The organism is Pseudoxanthomonas sacheonensis, from assembly GCF_031455975.1.
GTDB lineage: Bacteria > Pseudomonadota > Gammaproteobacteria > Xanthomonadales > Xanthomonadaceae > Pseudoxanthomonas_A > Pseudoxanthomonas_A sacheonensis_A.
In genome coordinates, this window is the sequence record NZ_JAVDTT010000003.1 from 221,241 (window position 1) to 237,621 (window position 16,381).

Genomic DNA, 16,381 nt, shown 5'->3' on the forward strand with positions numbered 1-16,381 from the left:
AACCCGCCTGTTTTATTTTTACAACACGAGGTGCCGGAATCGCGGTTTTATCCCGCTAATGGTGCGCTGCGGCACCACTTCAGGTCTTTTCAGGCGAGCTACACGGTTGTTGGCGTTGAGTATTCTTGACAGCGTGGGCTCTCTGGTAAGCTGCCGCGAACCGCCCGTGACGCCATCATGACCCGCATTCCAGACCCTTCCGTTTTCGAAGATTCCCCGCTCCCGCTGGCCGATGCCGACACTCTGGCGCGGCTGCCCGACTGCGAGCTGGTGGACCTGCTGCTGCCCGACATGAACGGCCTGCTGCGCGGCAAGCGCATCACCCGCGATGCGCTGGAGAAGGTCTACCAGGATGGCGTGTGCCTGCCGATGTCGCTGATCGCCACCGACATCACCGGCAACACGGTGGAGGAAACCGGCCTGGGCTACGACATCGGCGACGAGGACCGCATCTGCCGCCCGGTGCCGGGGTCGCTGCGGCCGGTGCCGTGGTCGCCACGACCGATGGCGCAATTGTTGCTGTCGATGGAGGACGCCAAGGGCGGCACCTTCGAAGCCAATCCACGCGAAGTGCTCAAGCGCGTACTGGAACGCTACGCCGCGCGCGGCTTGAAGCCGGTGGTGGCGGTGGAACTGGAGTTCTATCTGTTCGACGCGCACCTGGATGCCGATGGCAAGCCGCGCACGCCGATCAATCCGGTGACCGGACGGCGCAGCAGCAGCACCCAGGTCTATTACATGGAAGACCTCAACGACTATCGTGGTTTCACCGACGCGGTATCGGCGGCATGCAAGGCGCAAGGCATTCCCGCCGACACCGCTGTCGCCGAGTACGCGCCGGGCCAGTTCGAGATCAACCTCAAGCATCGCGACGACGCGCTGCTGGCCTGCGACGATGCGGTCATGCTCAAGCGCGCCATCAAGGCCGTGGCGCAGCAGCAAGGCGTGCAGGCGAGCTTCATGGCCAAGCCCTTCGCGGAACAGGCCGGCAACGGACTGCACATCCACGTCAGCGTGCTGGACGAGAACGGCGCCAACATTTTCGCTTCGACCCCGGATGCGCCGGCCGACACGCTGAAGCACGCGATCGGCGGCCTGCAGCGCAGCGCCAAGGACAGCCTGCTGCTGTTCGCGCCGCACGCCAACAGCTATCGGCGCTTCGTGCTCAACGCCTTCGTGCCGCTCAACGACGCCTGGGGTTACAACAACCGCACCGTCGCCATGCGCATCCCGCACAGCAACGAGGCCAACACCCGTATCGAGCATCGCATCGCCGGCGCGGACGCCAACGTGTACCTGGTCACCGCCGCAGTGCTGGCCGGCATGCTGCATGGGCTGGAGAATGGTTTCGACCCCGGTCCGCCCGTGGTCGGCAACGCCTACGAACAGACCGAGATCCGCACGCCGTACTGGCGCCAGGCCATCGACGATTTCAGGGGCAGCGATTTCATCCGCGAGCAGTTCGGCGAAGCGTTCCGGCATATCTACGGCCAGCAGAAGCTCAAGGAAATGCAGACGTTCTATACGCAGGTGACTACGCTGGAATACGACTGGTATTTGCGGGCTGTATGAGCACTTCCCTTCTCCCCTTGTGGCGCCCGAAGGGTGTGCAAGGCTGAGAAGGTGCCCGAAAGGCGGATGAGGGGAGCGAGCGCAGCGAGTGCTCCTGCCAACCCGCGAAGATCAAAATGGATCCCAGCATTCGCTGGGATGACGATGCGGGGTTGTCATTGATGTCTACTTCCGACAAGCCTGCCTACCCACCAAGCTGGTACGCCGCCAGCGCCACTCCGCTGCCGGGACAACCGACCCTGCAAGACCACATCGAAGCCGACATCTGCATCCTCGGCGCCGGTTACACAGGGCTCTCGGCGGCGCTCGAACTCGCCGAGGCCGGCTACAAAGTCGTCGTCCTGGAAGCCGAACGCATCGGCTGGGGCGCCTCCGGACGCAACGGCGGGCAGGCCATCGCAGGTTTCAGCTGTGGCGAGGCGAAACTGGAATCGCTGGTCGGCTTCGACGACGCGCGGAAGATGTTCGACCTTTCCCGCGAAGGCCTGCAATGGCTGCGCGATCGCATCCGCAAGCACGACATCGCCTGCGACTGGCGCGACGGACATGCCACCGTGCCGATCAAACCGAGGCAGGAGCGGGAAGTGCTGGCCGCGGTCGAAGACTTCAACACCCGCTATGCCTACCCGGTCGAATGGTGGGACCGCGAAAAGCTGCGCGTGGAGCTCGCCAGCGACCGCTACCTGGGCGCCTTGTACGATCCCAACAGCGGTCACCTGCATCCGCTGGAATACGCATTGGGCCTGGCGCGCGCGGCGATGGCCGCCGGTGTACGCATCTTCGAACATTCGCGAGTGACGCAACTGGTGCGCGGCGCCAAGCCCGTGTTCAAGACCGCGCAAGGCGAAGTGCGATGCGATTTCGCCATCCTCGCCGGCAATGCGCTGCTTAATGGCATCGCGCCCGAACTCGAATCGAAGATCATGCCCGTCGGCACCTACATTGGAGCGACCGTACCGCTCGGCGAAGAGCGCGCCCGTGCCTTGATCCGCAACGACATGGCGGTGGCCGACACCAACTGGGCGCTGGATTATTTCCGCCGCAGCCGGGACCACCGTCTGCTGTTCGGCGGACGCGCCAGTTACTCCACCCTACCGCCGCCCGACCTACGCGGCACCATGACCCGGCGCATGCGCCGCGTGTTCCCGCAGCTTGCGGACGCGCAGATCGAGTACGTATGGGGCGGCTACATCGACATCTCGCTCAACCGCGCACCGCATTTCGGGCGGCTGACGCCCAATGTCTACTTCGCCCAAGGATTTTCCGGGCACGGCGTGGTCGCGACCGGGCTGGCCGGCAAGCTCATGTCGGAAGCGATACGCGGGCAATCGGAGCGGCTGGACCTGTTCGCCAAGATCCAGCATTTACCCTTCCCCGGCGGCCGCACCTTGCGCACGCCGATGCTGGTCGCGGCGATGGCCTGGTACAAACTGCGCGACGCGCTGTGGTGATCGGTCGGTCGGCCGAAAGCGGCCGATTCATCGCTCAATGTTTCGCGCGCGGCGACAGCAGCAATGCGATCAGGGTCAGCGTGGCCGCTGCGGCAAGGTAATAACCCACATGCGAGACGCCATGCTTCGTGGCCAGATAGGTGGCGATGGAAGGAGTCAGCGACGCGCCCAGGATGCCGGCCAGATTGAAGGCCAATGAGGCTCCGGTGTAGCGCACGGCGGTGGGAAACATGTCGGCGAGCAAGGTACCGCATGGCCCGTAGGTCAGGCCGGTGACCGTCATGCCGATGATCAGGAACAGCAGCACGCCCGCGCCGCTGCCGACGCTGAAAAGCGGCCCGTAGAACAGTCCGAAGACGATGATCGAGATCGTCGCCAGCACCATCGCCAAGCGCCGGCCGTACCGGTCCGCCAGCAGCGCCGACACCGGAATGCCCGCCCCGAAGAACAGTACGGCGATCATCAGCATCAACAGGAATTGTTCGCGCGTATAGCCGAGCTGCGCAGTTCCCCAGGACAGGTTGAACACGGTCATCAGATAGAACAGGACGAAAGTGGAGACCAGCGCGAACGTTCCCGCCAGCAAGGCGCCCGGATGTTCGCGCAGCACGCTCAGCATCGGCAGGCGCACGCGTTCGCCCTTGTCCAGCGTCTTCTGGAAATCGGGCGTCTCGGCGATGCGCAAACGGACCCACAGGCCGACGAAAACCAGCGCGGCGCTGGACAGGAACGGAATGCGCCATCCCCAGGCCAGGAACTGCGTGTCGTCCATCGCTTCGGTAAGCAACAAGAAGATGCCGGTCGAACACAGGAAGCCGAGCGGCGCCCCGAGTTGCGGGAACATTCCGTACCACGCGCGCTTTCCTGGCGGCGCGTTCTCGGTCGCCAGCAGCACCGCACCGCCCCATTCGCCACCCAGACCCAGGCCCTGGCCGAAGCGGCAGATCGCCAGCAGGATCGGCGCCGCCACGCCGATGCTGGCGTAGGTCGGCAACAGACCGATGGCGATGGTGGAAAGACCCATGGTCAGCAGCGCTGCGACCAGCGTGGCCTTGCGTCCCACCCGGTCGCCGAAATGGCCGAACAAGGCCGACCCCACCGGCCGCGCGAAGAACGCCAGGGCGAAGGTAATCAGGGACTTGAGGGTGGCGGTGGCCGGATCGCTTTCGGGGAAGAACAGCTGCGGGAACACGATCACCGCGGCGGTGGCGTAGATATAGAAGTCGAAGAATTCGATGGTGGTGCCGATCAGGCTGGCGAACAGCACTCGCCGCGGGGAATTGACAACAATGGGTGCGGTCATCGTCTACGATCTGGTTAGGCTGGCCGGATTCTGGCAGATTCTCCGGCTATCGGCGCAACCGGACTTCGGGAGGCATGCCGTGGACGAAGACCTCGATCGACTGACCCAGGCGGAACTGGTCGCGGAAGCACGCAAATTGCGCGCCGCTATCCGCAAGCATCGCGACTCCACTCTGCACGAGCTTTGCTGGCACCACCCAGACCTATGGAGCCTGCTTCCGGAGAAGACCGATCCCCTGCCCGCGGTCCCGGAGTGGCCGCAATTCATGCGCGGCTGCATCCATTACCGCCAGTCGCTGGATCGCCAGTTGCCCGAAGCCGAGCGTGCCAGCGTCGAGTTCAAGAAATCCGACAGGTCGTAGGGCGGCCGTAGGAGCGACGTGAGTCGCGATTGATATATCGCGAATTTTCCGTCGCGACTCACGTCGCTCGTACGCCTCCGTCAAGCCGCCGAAACCACTTCAATCCCAATCGTCCTTGTAGACGAACTTCGGCATTTCCCAGTGATAGCGGATGGCCAGCATGCGTACGGTGAAGCCTGTCGCCATCGCGGCCACCAAGCCAACGTCGTGATCGATGCCCACATGCGGGGCGGTCATATAGATCGCGCCGGCCAGTAGCGAGACGCTGGCGTACAGCTCCTTGCGGAACAGCAGCGGCACCTGCGTGCAAAGCACATCCCGCAACACGCCGCCGAAGGTTCCGGTGATCATTCCGCTGACCAGGATGATCAACCAGTGCAGATGCAGCCCCTTGGCGATATCGCAGCCGACGACGGTGAATACGACCAGCCCAAGCCCGTCCAGCACCAGGAAACTGGTGCGCAGGCGCTTCATCATCGGCGCCACCAGGATCGTTACCAGCGCGGAAACCAGCACTATCACCAGATAGCTGGGATGCTCGATCCAGCTCAGCGGGTGGCGCCCCAGCAGCACATCGCGCAGCGTGCCGCCACCCAGTGCGGTGACCACGGCGATCACGCACACGCCCAGCCAATCCATCTGCCTCCGGCCCGCCACCAACGCCGCGCTCATCGCCTCCACCGCGATGCCGATCAGGAAAAGGATATGTAGAAGCATCTTTCCTCTTTCGCCTCCGACGGCGCCGCGTGGATCAGCCGCCCAGATTGATCCAGGTCGCCTTCATCTCGGTGTACTTGTCGAAGGCATGCAGCGACTTGTCGCGGCCGTTGCCGGACTGCTTGTAGCCGCCGAACGGCGCGGTCATGTCGCCACCGTCCCAATAGTTCACCCACACGCTGCCGGCGCGCAGCTTGCGCGCAACGCGGTGGGCGCGGCTGATGTCCTTGGTCCACACGCCTGCCGCCAGGCCGTACTCGGTGTCGTTGGCCATGCGCAACGCCTGCTCCTCGGTATCGAAGGCGATCACCGACAGCACCGGCCCGAAGATTTCCTCGCGCGAAATGGTGTGTTCGTGCGCCACCTCGTCGAACACGGTCGGTTCGATATAGCTGCCCCCAGGCACCGTGTCGGCACGCTTGCCGCCGAGCACCAGCTTGGCGCCTTCGGCCACGCCTTTCTCGATATAGCTCAGCACCCGGGAGGTCTGCGTCTCGTCGACCATCGCCCCCATCGGCGCTCCAGGCTCGAAAGGATGGCGGGGTTGCATCTTGCGCCCGGCTTCGACCACGCGCGCCACGAATTCGTCCTTGATCGATCGCTCCACCAGCAGGCGCGACGCCGCGGTGCAGACCTCGCCCTGGTTGTAGAAGATGCCGCTGGCCGCCGCTTCGGCCGCCTTGTCCAGGTCGTGCGCGTCGGCGAACACCAGGTTGGGGCTCTTGCCGCCGCATTCCATGTAGGCGCGCTTTAGGTTGGAACGCCCCGCGCATTGCAGCAGCTGTTTGCCGACCGCGGTCGATCCTGTGAACACCAGTCCGTCCACGTCCATGTGCAGGGCCAGCGGTTCGCCCGCTTCCTTGCCGAAGCCGGGAACCACATTGAAGACGCCCGCGGGAATGCCGGCTTCCATCGCGATTACGGCCAGACGGATCGCGCTGAGCGGCGATTTCTCCGAAGGCTTCAGCACCACCGAATTGCCCATCGCCAGCGCCGGCGCCAGTTTCCAGGCCGCCATCAGCAGCGGAAAATTCCACGGCACGATGGCGCCGACCACGCCCAACGGTTCGCGCGTTACCAGTCCGAGTTCGTCGGGACCGGTCGCCGCGACTTCGCCATAGACTTTGTCCAGCGCCTCGCCGGTCCATGCCATGCAGCGGATCGTCGCCGCCACGTCGACCGCACGTGCGTCGCTGACCGGTTTTCCCATGTCCAGAGATTCCAACAGGGCGAGTTCGTCGCCGTATTGCTCGATCAGCTGCGCGAACTTGAGCAGCACTTTCTTTCGATAGGTGGGCTTGGCTTCGGACCATGCGCCGGAATCGAAGCTGCGGCGCGAGGCGAGGACGGCGCGTTCGATGTCCTCGGCCCCACATTCGGCCACGCGGCCCAGCGAACCTCCGTCGATCGGGCTGATGCAGTCAAAGGTCTTGCCGCTGGCGGCGTCGACGTACTTTCCGTCGATGAAGGCCTGGGTGCGGATTTGCAAGCCGTCGGCAAGGGTTTGCCAGCTGTCACGGGTGCGTGGGGCGTTCATGGGTTGCTCCTGGAATTTGTTCCCTTCTCCCACCGGGAGAAGGTGCCCGAAGGGCGGATGAGGGAGTGGACTTTCAGTTTGACGGATGGTTTTCGTGGGTTGGAATTCCCCCGCCCTCATCCGTCGCTGCGCGCCACCTTCTCCCGGTGGGAGAAGGAAATCAAAATCAAAAAGTTGCTGGGGTATTGGCACTGAAAATCACCGCATCCACCTCACCGATGTTGCGGAAACGATGCGGAATCTTGCTCTCGAAATAATAAGCCTCGCCCGCGCGCAGGATGCGCACCTGATCGCCGACGGTCACTTCGACTTCACCTGCCACCACCACGCCGCCCTCCTCGCCCTCGTGCAACAGCATGCTGTCGCCGGTATCGGTGCCCGGCGGCATCACCTCGCGCAAAATGCACATCTGGCGTTGCGGACGGTGCTGGCCGATCAGGAAGTACTGGATGCCGTTGCTGCCGACGTCCGGCAGTTCGTCGGCCGTGTAGAACGGGCTGTCGGGCAGCCCGACTTCCAGATCCAGGGTGAAGAAATCGGCCAGCGAGATGGGAATGCCATCCAGCACCTTCTTCAAGGAACTGACCGAAGGGCTGACTTTGTTCTGTTCGATCAGCGAAATGGTGCTGTTGGTCACGCCCACCCGCTTGGCCAGCTCGCGCTGGCTAAGATCCTTGGATTTGCGAACCAGCTGCAGGCGCGCGCCGATGTCCATCCCTGCCCTTGTCTGTGAACCCGTGTTGTGACGGTGTTGCCGGATACTTTACACGGCACGGGGATACGGTCAATTTTTCGTCACATAACCCCGCTGTTGTAAAGTTTTTTCAACGCGCTAAGCTGGCGGCCTCCCCCTTCCGCGACCCACGGAGCCAGCCGAATGAGCGCAGATTCCACTCCCGATCACGCCGCCCTGGCCGACCATTACGCGACCCAGGCGACCGCCGCACCCGCATCCATGGACGCCTTCTGGATGCCGTTCACCGCCAACAAGCAGTTCAAGGCCTCGCCGCGCCTGCTCGCCAGCGCCTCAGGCATGTACTACAAGACCGTGGACGGACGCGAAATCCTCGACGCCACCGCCGGCCTGTGGTGCTGCAACGCGGGACATTCGCGGCCGCGCATCGTGGAGGCGGTGAAGACCCAGATCGAGACCCTGGATTTCGCCCCCAATTTCTCCATGAGCTCGCCGCTGCCGTTCGTCCTGGCCGAGCGCCTGGCCGAACTGGCGCCCGGCAACCTCAACCATGTGTTCTATACCAACTCCGGGTCCGAGTCGGTGGACAGCGCGTTGAAGATGGCCATCGCCTATCACCGCGCGCGCGGCGAAGGCCAGCGCACGCGATTGATCGGACGCGAAAAGGGTTATCACGGCGTCGGCTTCGGCGGCATTTCCGTCGGTGGCCTGCCCAACAACCGCAAGTGGTTCGGGCTCGGGCTGCCGGGGGTGGATCATATGCGCCACACCCTGGATATCGGCCGCAACGCCTTCTCCAAAGGATTGCCCGAATACGGCATCGAACTGGCCGAAGACCTGGAGCGCATGGTCGCGCTGCACGATGCGTCCACCATCGCCGCGGTGATCATCGAACCGATCTCCGGTTCCGCGGGCGTGGTGATTCCGCCGGATGGCTACCTGAAACGCATCCGCGAGCTCTGCACCAAGCACGGCATCCTGCTGATCTTCGACGAAGTGATCACCGGCTTCGGCCGCGTCGGCAACGCCTTCGCCGCGCAGCGCTTCGACGTGCAGCCCGACATGATCACCGCCGCCAAGGGCATCACCAACGGCTGCGTGCCGATGGGCGTGGTGATGGTGTCCGACGACGTGCACGACGCGTTCACTCAAGGGCCGGACAACGCCATCGATCTTTTCCATGGCTACACCTATTCCGGACACCCCCTCGCTTGCGCGGCGGCCATCGCAACGTTGGATACCTATGCAGAGGAAAACCTGTTCGACAAGGCCATCGAACTGGGCGACTACTGGCAGGAAGGCATCCATTCGCTGAAAGGCCTGCCCAATGTCGTCGACATCCGCAACTACGGCTTGGTCGGCGCGATCGAGCTGGCCCCACGAGCGGGCGCGCCGGGCGCACGTGCCTACGACGCGTTTACCCATGCCTTCCACAAGGGCAGCTTGCTGACGCGGGTTACTGGGGACGTAATCGCTCTTTCGCCGCCGTTGATCCTGGAGAAGTCGCATATCGACGATATCGTCAGCCGGATGGCCGACTCAATTAGGGAAACAGCCTGATACAAGCCCGTTACAATGGGCAACCAGCCATTGCCCTATCCGGCTCGCTCCTTCATCACCGTCAACCCTCAGGTAAACACATGCCTACGCTCTATCTGAAAGACAGCAATCAGCTCCTTACCGAGATCAGCGATGCGGATCTTTCGCACATGGTCAATGTGATGGAAGAGGAAAGCTCCACCGACAAGGATTATTTCATCGATCTCAATACAGTCGATCTGCTTAAGAACGCTGGCGCTTCCGAACAAGTGACCTCGGCGCTTGAGTCGGCTATTGCGGGTTCGGAAGGCATCGACGTCGTTTGGCGATAAGCGCCCCAACTCGAACAGATAACCCAGAGCATTCAAGCACCAGCCCCGGGAGGGCAAAATCATGCTGATCGGCGTCCCCAAGGAAATCAAGAACCACGAATACCGCATCGGCCTGACCCCCGCCGGTGCGCGCGAACTCATCGCCAACGGCCACAGCGTCCTGATCCAGCACGATGGCGGCAAGTCCATCGGCCTGACCGATGAGATGTACGTGCGCGCGGGCGCGGAAATCGTGGAAAGCGCGGAGGAGATCTTCAAGCGCGCCGACATGATCATCAAGGTCAAGGAACCGCAGCCGGTGGAATGCGCGATGCTGCGCCCCGGCCAGGTGCTCTACACCTACCTGCACCTTGCGCCCGATCCGGAACAGACCAAGGCGCTGGTGAAATCGGGCGCCACCTGCATCGCCTACGAAACCGTCACCGACCGCAAGGGCGGCCTGCCGCTGCTGGCGCCGATGAGCGAAGTGGCCGGACGCATGTCGATCCAGGCCGGCGCGCACGCGCTGGAGAAGGCGCAGGGCGGTTCCGGTGTCTTGCTCGGCGGCGTGCCGGGCGTGAAGCCGGCCGAAGTGCTGGTGATCGGCGGCGGCGTGGTCGGCATCAATGCCGCGCGCATGGCCATGGGCCTGAATGCCCATGTGACCATCCTGGACCGCTCGTTGGATCGCCTGAAGTATCTCGACGAGGTTTACGGCGACAGGCTGACCACGATCTATTCCACCCATGACGCGATCGAGGAACGCCTGCCGGATACCGATCTGGTGATCGGCGCGGTGCTGATCCCGGGCGCGGCCGCACCCAAGCTGGTCTCGCGCGCGCAGTTGAAGCTGATGCGTCCCGGCTCGGTGCTGGTGGACGTGGCCATCGACCAGGGCGGCTGCTTCGAAACCAGCAAGGCCACCACCCATCAGAACCCGACCTACGAAGTGGACGGCATCGTTCATTACTGCGTCGCCAACATGCCCGGCGGCGTCGCCCGCACGTCGACCTTCGCCCTGACCAACGCCACCCTGCCCTTCGCCGTGCAACTGGCCAACAAGGGCGCGCGCCAGGCGATGCTGGACGATGAGCACCTGCTCAACGGCCTGAACGTGCACGCCGGCAAGATCACCTACAAGGCCGTCGCCGACGATCTTGGCTACGAGTACGTGCCTTCGACCAAGGCATTGGGTTGATCAATCGCTGAACAGATGATCTGCGTAGGAGCGGCGTAGGGGCGGCGTAGGAGCGACGTAAGTCGCGATGAGGCTTTACCGGCAACACTCATCGCGACTCACGCCGCTCCTACGTCTTTCCAAAGACATCAAAGGCGCATCAGGCGCCAGCAGCGGTGGATGCGCGCATTGCGCTCGAAATCCGGCGGGAGGGTCTGCGCGGTGATGTCCTCGCATTGCGCGAACTCCGCCACGGCTTCCGCATCCAGCTTGAAGCGGCGGAAGTTGTTGGAGAAGTACAACACGCCCTCGGTGGTCAGGCGATCCACGCAGGCGCGCAGCAGGCGCACGTGTTCGCGCTGGATGTCGAAGTCGTCGGCGCGCGCGGAGTTGGAGAAGGTCGGCGGGTCGCAGAAGATCACGTCGTAGCGGTTCTTCTCCGCTTCCAGCCAGCGCAAGGCGTCGGCTTGCACCAGCCGATGCTGGGCGCCGGCGAAACCATTCATGGCCAGGTTGGCCGCGCACCACTCCAGGTAGGTTCCCGACAGGTCCACGCTGGTGGTCGAATCGGCCCCCGCCACCGCCGCCTGCACCGAGGCCACACCGGTGTAGCAAAACAAGTTGAGGAAACGCTTGCCGCGCGATTCGGCCGCCATATGTCGCCGCAGCGGACGGTGGTCCAGGAACAGGCCGGTGTCCAGATAGTCGAACAGGTTGACCTGCAACTTCGCTCCGCTTTCCCGCACCTTGAGCAGTTCACCGCGCTGCTCGAAGCGACCGTACTTGCTGCCGCCCTTGCCGCGCTCGCGGGACTTCATCGCGATCCGCTCTTCGGGAAGCGAGAACACCTCGCGCGCCGCGGCCAACAGTTCATTGCGGCGGCGGCGCACGTCGGTCTCGGGTATCTCGTCGGGCGCCGCGTATTCCTGCACGTGCAGGAAAGTACGGCCCTCTCCGCCGTCTTCGACGTACACGTCGATCGCTGCCGCATATTCCGGCAGATCGGCGTCGTAGACCCGGTAGCAAGTCACGCCTTCGCGCTCGCGCCAGGCCTTTAGTTTGCGCAGGTTCTTGCGCAGGCGGTTGGCGACCATGGTCGCGCCTTCGGAGAGTTCGCGTGGTGTAGCGCTCTCCGTCTTCGGCGTACCGACCGGATCGCAGACGATCAGGGCGCACTCGATGGCGCCGTTGAAGATCTGGTACTTCTTGCTGGCGCGCAAGCCGGTGGCGTAAGCCAGTTCGGCATTGCCGCACAACAGGCTGGCGCGCCACTGCGGCACGGTGCGCTTGAGCGCATCGCCCAGCTTTCGGTAGAGCGCGTTGTCGGCCGCCAGACGCTCGTCGTAGGGAGGATTGCAGACCACGGTGCCGCGCTCGAACGGCGGCGCCTGCAGATCGCCTACCTCGCGCGTGCCGAACCAGATATCGTCGGCGACGCCGGCCACTTCCGCGTTCTCGCGCGCAGCGCGGATGGCGTGCGGATCGACGTCGCTGCCGAACATCGCCTGCTTCAGGTTCGACCGCCCGGTTTCCTCGCGCTGCTTCGCTTCTTCGATCAACTGTTTCCAGCCGTCGTTGTCGAATCCGAGCCAACGACTGGGCAGGCTGCGTCCATGCCGCTGTAACCCGGGAGCGACGTCCGCCGCCATCAACGCGCCTTCGATCAGCAGGGTCCCGCTGCCGCACATCGGATCCAGCAATGCGCCGCCCTCGTGATAGATCTTGGGCCAGCCGCCGCGCATCAATACGGCCGCGGCGAGGTTTTCCTTCAACGGCGCATCGTTCTGCACGTTGCGCCAACCGCGGCGATGCATCGGCCCGCCGCCCAGGTCGATGGAAATCGTGGCCCTGCCCTTGCGTAGCGACAAGTTGATACGCACGTCGGGATGGTCCACATCCACCGACGGACGCTCCTGCCCCTGCGCGCGCAAGGTGTCGACCACCGCGTCCTTGACCCGCTGCGCGGCGTAGCGCGCATGGGTGATGGCGTCGCCGGAGACGTGCGCATCGACCGACAGGGTGTGATCGGAGCGCAGGTGCTCCTGCCAGGGAATAGCCGCAACGCCGTCGTAGAGCGCCAGCTCGTTCGGGCATTCGAATTCGGCGATCGGCCACAACACGCGGCTGGCCAGGCGCGACCACAACACCGCACGCTGCGCGTCGGCGAGCTCGCCTTCGGTATTGACGCCGGAAACAGTGGCGGTGGCCTTGGCGACGCCCAGGGCGATGAGTTCGTCGACGAGCAGGTATTCCAGGCCTTTGCCGCAGGAAACGAAGAATTTCAAAGTCATTCCTAAAATTTAGAGTCGTCATCCCAGCGAAAGCTGGGATCCATTTTGATCTTCGCGAGTTGTTGGAATTACAAGATCAAAATCAAAATCAAGATGGATCCCAGCGTTCGCTGGGATGACGTCGTCTATTTGATTGATTGAAGAAGATGCGCGAACGCCTCCGCAGAAGCCTGCACATGCTCCGACAATCGATGCGTATCGTTGACCAGCAACAGGCGTGCGCGGCGCGCATGCGCCCAATCGACCACCTGCTGCGAAGGAATCAGTTCGTCGTCCCAGCCATGAATGATCGAAATCGGCACCGGCGCCGCATCGAGATTCGGCAGGCGGCCCATCGTGGTCGGCGGCGCCATCAAGAACAAACCCAGCACAGGAACCTGCAGCGATACGCGGGCGGAGATGTAGGCGCCCAGGCTGGAACCGGCCAGCACCAGCGGCCCACGGCTCGCGGCGGTCTTAGCCAGCGCGAGCAGGTGCGCCTGGCGCGCCTCCACGTCGCCCAATTCGCTGAGGTCGCGCCGTCCATCGAAACTGGTGTAATCCGGACGCTCGTGGGTCCAGCCCAGACCTTCGGCGGCGATGGCCAATGCCGCGACCTTGGTGGCATCCGGACCGCTTTCGAAGCCGTGCGAAAGAATGCAGTGGCCCTTTCCGGCAGAGGATCGGCTCACAGCGCGACCACTTGATCGCCCACGCGGAAATTTCCTCCGGACACGATGCGCGCGCAAAGCCCGCCCATGCCGCGCATGGCGTTGTAGCCGCCGGCGCCCAATGCGGTTTCCATGCGCGAACATGGATCGCAGGATTCGGTGCCTTGCAGCACCACCTCGCCGATGCGGAACTGGCGGTCCTTCAGCGCGATCAAGGGGATGCCCGACACGACCACATTTCGCCGCAACAAGGCGGGTTCGATTCCGCGTCCAGCCAGCGCCGCGATCGCGGGCAGGTGTTCGGCCTGGATCAGGGTGATGCCGCGCTTGCCGCTGCCGCCTTTGTAACGGTCGCCGCGCAGCCCGCCGTCGGTCACGGCTTCGACCGACTCGACCGCGCTCATCCACTCATCGCGCGCTGGACGCAAGCCTATCCACTGCACCGTGCCGACTTGCGGCAACGTGGCCATCAGCTTGGCGAGTTCGGAGTCGGGATTGAGGGGCATCGGCGTCTTCCTGCGGCGGACAGGCGTCCGCGCGAACCGCCAGTTTACTTGACCGCGCCTGCCCGGGCCGCCGTGGCTGGGTCCCGCAGGCCGGGTGCTAGCATTCCGGGCATGCTCCCAGACCCGCCGCCCGTGATCCAGTCGCCCCTGCCCTACGAACTGCTGCTGGACGAACGCCCACGCGGCTGGATCGACCTGGTGGTGATCCACTGCACCGAACTGCCCGACCTAGCCACAGCGCGCGGCTTCGGCGAACGGGCGCTGTACGACTCGGGCACGGGAAACAGCGGGCATTACTACATCGACCGCGACGGCAGCGTGCATCAGTACGTGCGCGTGGAACGCATCGCCCACCATGTGCGCGGCTACAACCCGCGCGCCATCGGCATAGAACTGGTCAACATCGGTCGCTATCCAGACTGGCTGGCGGCCGGTAGCCAGTCGATGCATGAGGCTTACACGGATGAGCAGATCGTCGCGCTGGTGGACTTGCTGCGATACCTGCAGCGGGAACTGCCCATGCTGAAGTTCATCGCCGGTCATGAGGAGCTGGACACCACCGAGGTTTCCGCCAGCGATGACGAGAGTGTGCTAGTCCATCGGAAACTGGATCCCGGTCCGCTGTTCCCGTGGGATCGCGTGATGCAGGCCATTACCCTGGAGCGCCTCGGTCCCGCGTCGTAGGAGCGCCCCATGGGCGCGAATTCTTGCGTGAATAGCCTTGAAAAGCTCGCGCCCACGGAGCATTCCCACGGGGCCGGTATAATTTACCGATCGCACTGCACCGGAATTCCTCTTGTCCCCCAGCCCCGAACCCGTCGTCAGCGAACTGATCGAGCTGCTCTCGCTGGAGCGGCTGGAAGACAACCTGTTCCGTGGCCAGAGCCGCGATATCGGCACCAAGTACGTGTTCGGCGGCCAGGTGCTGGGCCAGGCGCTGTCCGCGGCACAGGCCACGGTGGAAGACAGCGGCCGCATGGCTCACTCGCTGCATGCCTACTTCCTGCGCGCCGGAGATGTGGATCATCCCATCGTCTACGACGTGGACCGTACCCGCGACGGCGGCAGTTTTTCGGTGCGGCGCGTGACCGCGATTCAGCATGGCAAGGTGATTTTCTTCTGCGCGGCGTCTTTCCAGGGCGAGGAACCCGAGGCCCAGCAGCATCAGCTGTCGATGCCGGAAGTGCCGAGCCCCGAAGACATCGAACCCGCGCCTGCGGTTCCCGCCGAAGTGATGGCGACGCTGCCGCCCAAGGTGCAGCGCTGGCTGTCGCGGCGCGGTCCATTCGAATTCCGCCACGTCTACCCGCGCGACGAGCTCAACCCGCCCAAACGGCCGCCGTTCCAGCAGGTCTGGTTCCGCCTGAGCGAACCGGTAGGAGACGCGCCCCAACTGCACCACGCATTGCTCGCCTACGCGTCCGATTTCCAGCTGCTGGGCACGGCCAACTATCCGCACGGCATCAGCTACTACCAGCCCAATGTGCAGATGGCGTCGCTGGATCACGCGCTTTGGTTCCACCGCCCGTTCCGCGCCGACGACTGGCTGCTGTACTCCATCGATAGCCCCAGCGCGCAGAATTCGCGCGGCCTGGCGCGCGGCCAGATCTTCACCCGCGACGGCAAGCTGGTGGCCAGCACGGCGCAGGAAGGACTGATCCGCGTGGTACCCGATCACGGCGCCGCGGCTCTGGTCCCGGCCAAGGAATAGACATGCGTCAGGTCTTCACCAGCTTGCGGGTCGAAACCGTCGAAGGCGTGGCCAAACTGTTGGAGGATGCCGGCATCGAGGTCTACCTGGCCAACGGGCGCTCGTACCACAGCAAGCGCGGCGGCCAGTTCAGCTATGCCGAGCCGATGAAACTCAAGCAGCAACCCAGCGTCTGGGTGAAACGCGCCGAGGATCAGCCGCGGGCCCGCGAGATCCTGCGCGCAGCGGGATTGCTGGCGACCACCCGCCCGACCCAGGGCGAGCCGCTGGTTTTCGCGGGCACCGATGCGGTCGATGAGCCGAAGAAGCGCCCGCTGGCCTGGCGCATCCGCATCGCGCTGCTGATCGCAATCGCCATCGCTGCGCTGGTGACGGTGCTGCGCCCCCGCCCGGTGCCGGATCCCGTCCCTCCCCCTGCGCAGCAGGCGCCTTTGCCGGCGCAACCGGCGCCAGCGGAGGAGGAAGAAGAAGTCCGCGTGCGCATCTCGGCGCCCGCTCCCACTAAGCCGTAGCCGCAATGCCTGCCGCCGTCGTGGTCACATTTGCCGATGCGCGTCGTCC

16 protein-coding genes are annotated in these 16,381 nt (G+C 64.2%); 9 read left to right on the forward strand and 7 right to left on the reverse strand.

What is annotated here, in order from left to right; translation table 11 throughout:
• Positions 1-177 precede the first annotated feature (177 nt).
• Both J2W94_RS13165 and J2W94_RS13170 read left to right on the forward strand, forming a co-directional pair.
• Positions 178-1,572, forward strand: coding sequence for a glutamine synthetase family protein (locus J2W94_RS13165; protein ID WP_310094177.1), 1,395 nt, complete (start codon positions 178-180; stop codon positions 1,570-1,572).
• A gap of 161 nt (positions 1,573-1,733) precedes the next feature.
• Positions 1,734-3,023 carry an NAD(P)/FAD-dependent oxidoreductase gene (locus J2W94_RS13170; protein WP_310094181.1) on the forward strand — a complete coding sequence of 430 codons (1,290 nt, stop codon included), beginning with the start codon at positions 1,734-1,736 and terminating at the stop codon, positions 3,021-3,023.
• Positions 3,024-3,057: 34 nt separating this feature from the next.
• Here the strand turns inward: J2W94_RS13170 and J2W94_RS13175 are convergent, their stop codons facing one another.
• A complete protein-coding gene (locus J2W94_RS13175; RefSeq protein ID WP_310094184.1) occupies positions 3,058-4,326 on the reverse strand; it encodes an MFS transporter in 1,269 nt (422 codons plus the stop codon).
• Between J2W94_RS13175 and J2W94_RS13180 the strand changes: the two genes are divergently transcribed.
• Positions 4,313-4,687 carry a hypothetical protein gene (locus tag J2W94_RS13180; RefSeq protein ID WP_310094186.1) on the forward strand — a complete coding sequence of 125 codons (375 nt, stop codon included), beginning with the start codon at positions 4,313-4,315 and terminating at the stop codon, positions 4,685-4,687. The two genes, J2W94_RS13175 and J2W94_RS13180, sit on opposite strands and share 14 nt — an antisense overlap.
• 99 nt (positions 4,688-4,786) lie before the next feature.
• On the opposite strand, the gene J2W94_RS13185 is transcribed toward J2W94_RS13180, so the two are convergent.
• The 3 genes from J2W94_RS13185 to J2W94_RS13195 form a co-directional block, all read right to left on the reverse strand.
• Positions 4,787-5,404 carry a trimeric intracellular cation channel family protein gene (locus J2W94_RS13185; RefSeq protein WP_310094190.1) on the reverse strand — a complete coding sequence of 206 codons (618 nt, stop codon included), beginning with the start codon at positions 5,402-5,404 and terminating at the stop codon, positions 4,787-4,789.
• 34 nt (positions 5,405-5,438) lie between these two features.
• The gene (locus J2W94_RS13190) at positions 5,439-6,941 is read right to left on the reverse strand and encodes an aldehyde dehydrogenase (protein WP_310094193.1); all 1,503 of its coding nucleotides are present in this window, start codon (positions 6,939-6,941) and stop codon (positions 5,439-5,441) included.
• A 166-nt stretch (positions 6,942-7,107) separates the two neighbouring features.
• Positions 7,108-7,656, reverse strand: coding sequence for a cupin domain-containing protein (locus J2W94_RS13195; RefSeq protein WP_310094195.1), 549 nt, complete (start codon positions 7,654-7,656; stop codon positions 7,108-7,110).
• A 195-nt stretch (positions 7,657-7,851) separates the two neighbouring features.
• Between J2W94_RS13195 and J2W94_RS13200 the strand changes: the two genes are divergently transcribed.
• The 3 genes from J2W94_RS13200 to ald all read left to right on the forward strand — a co-directional run bounded on the left by J2W94_RS13200 (position 7,852) and on the right by ald (position 10,683).
• Positions 7,852-9,195 carry an aspartate aminotransferase family protein gene (locus tag J2W94_RS13200; RefSeq protein ID WP_430540620.1) on the forward strand — a complete coding sequence of 448 codons (1,344 nt, stop codon included), beginning with the start codon at positions 7,852-7,854 and terminating at the stop codon, positions 9,193-9,195.
• A gap of 80 nt (positions 9,196-9,275) precedes the next feature.
• Positions 9,276-9,506, forward strand: a complete 231-nt coding sequence (locus J2W94_RS13205; protein WP_310094197.1) for a hypothetical protein — start codon at positions 9,276-9,278, stop codon at positions 9,504-9,506.
• Between the two features lie 61 nt (positions 9,507-9,567).
• Positions 9,568-10,683 carry an alanine dehydrogenase gene (ald, locus tag J2W94_RS13210; RefSeq protein ID WP_310094200.1) on the forward strand — a complete coding sequence of 372 codons (1,116 nt, stop codon included), beginning with the start codon at positions 9,568-9,570 and terminating at the stop codon, positions 10,681-10,683.
• A 128-nt stretch (positions 10,684-10,811) separates the two neighbouring features.
• Here the strand turns inward: ald and rlmKL are convergent, their stop codons facing one another.
• The 3 genes from rlmKL to J2W94_RS13225 form a co-directional block, all read right to left on the reverse strand.
• Positions 10,812-12,947, reverse strand: a complete 2,136-nt coding sequence (gene rlmKL, locus J2W94_RS13215) for a bifunctional 23S rRNA (guanine(2069)-N(7))-methyltransferase RlmK/23S rRNA (guanine(2445)-N(2))-methyltransferase RlmL (RefSeq protein WP_310094877.1) — start codon at positions 12,945-12,947, stop codon at positions 10,812-10,814.
• 131 nt (positions 12,948-13,078) lie between these two features.
• Entirely contained in the window at positions 13,079-13,624 is a 546-nt protein-coding gene (locus J2W94_RS13220; protein WP_310094203.1) for an alpha/beta fold hydrolase, read from the reverse strand.
• On the reverse strand, positions 13,621-14,109 hold the full coding sequence (locus J2W94_RS13225; RefSeq protein ID WP_310094206.1) for an MOSC domain-containing protein: 489 nt from the start codon (positions 14,107-14,109) through the stop codon (positions 13,621-13,623). Before J2W94_RS13225 ends, J2W94_RS13220 begins: the two co-directional genes overlap by 4 nt.
• 111 nt (positions 14,110-14,220) lie before the next feature.
• On the opposite strand from J2W94_RS13225, the gene J2W94_RS13230 reads away from it, so the two are divergent.
• The 3 genes from J2W94_RS13230 to J2W94_RS13240 all read left to right on the forward strand — a co-directional run bounded on the left by J2W94_RS13230 (position 14,221) and on the right by J2W94_RS13240 (position 16,332).
• On the forward strand, positions 14,221-14,793 hold the full coding sequence (locus J2W94_RS13230; protein ID WP_310094208.1) for an N-acetylmuramoyl-L-alanine amidase: 573 nt from the start codon (positions 14,221-14,223) through the stop codon (positions 14,791-14,793).
• Positions 14,794-14,905: 112 nt separating this feature from the next.
• Positions 14,906-15,820: an acyl-CoA thioesterase II gene (tesB, locus tag J2W94_RS13235; RefSeq protein ID WP_310094211.1), complete on the forward strand. Its 915-nt coding sequence runs from the start codon at positions 14,906-14,908 to the stop codon at positions 15,818-15,820.
• 2 nt (positions 15,821-15,822) lie between these two features.
• A complete protein-coding gene (locus tag J2W94_RS13240; protein ID WP_310094214.1) occupies positions 15,823-16,332 on the forward strand; it encodes a putative signal transducing protein in 510 nt (169 codons plus the stop codon).
• Positions 16,333-16,381: the final 49 nt, after the last annotated feature.

Coding starts and splice junctions, on each gene's coding strand:
- J2W94_RS13165 (WP_310094177.1), top strand. CDS start 178: ATGACCCGCATTCCAGACCCTTCCGTTTTCGAAGATTCCCCGCTCCCG.
- J2W94_RS13170 (WP_310094181.1), top strand. CDS start 1,734: ATGTCTACTTCCGACAAGCCTGCCTACCCACCAAGCTGGTACGCCGCC.
- J2W94_RS13180 (WP_310094186.1), top strand. CDS start 4,313: ATGGGTGCGGTCATCGTCTACGATCTGGTTAGGCTGGCCGGATTCTGG.
- J2W94_RS13175 (WP_310094184.1), bottom strand. CDS start 4,326: ATGACCGCACCCATTGTTGTCAATTCCCCGCGGCGAGTGCTGTTCGCC.
- J2W94_RS13185 (WP_310094190.1), bottom strand. CDS start 5,404: ATGCTTCTACATATCCTTTTCCTGATCGGCATCGCGGTGGAGGCGATG.
- J2W94_RS13190 (WP_310094193.1), bottom strand. CDS start 6,941: ATGAACGCCCCACGCACCCGTGACAGCTGGCAAACCCTTGCCGACGGC.
- J2W94_RS13195 (WP_310094195.1), bottom strand. CDS start 7,656: ATGGACATCGGCGCGCGCCTGCAGCTGGTTCGCAAATCCAAGGATCTT.
- J2W94_RS13205 (WP_310094197.1), top strand. CDS start 9,276: ATGCCTACGCTCTATCTGAAAGACAGCAATCAGCTCCTTACCGAGATC.
- ald (WP_310094200.1), top strand. CDS start 9,568: ATGCTGATCGGCGTCCCCAAGGAAATCAAGAACCACGAATACCGCATC.
- J2W94_RS13225 (WP_310094206.1), bottom strand. CDS start 14,109: ATGCCCCTCAATCCCGACTCCGAACTCGCCAAGCTGATGGCCACGTTG.
- J2W94_RS13230 (WP_310094208.1), top strand. CDS start 14,221: ATGCTCCCAGACCCGCCGCCCGTGATCCAGTCGCCCCTGCCCTACGAA.
- J2W94_RS13240 (WP_310094214.1), top strand. CDS start 15,823: ATGCGTCAGGTCTTCACCAGCTTGCGGGTCGAAACCGTCGAAGGCGTG.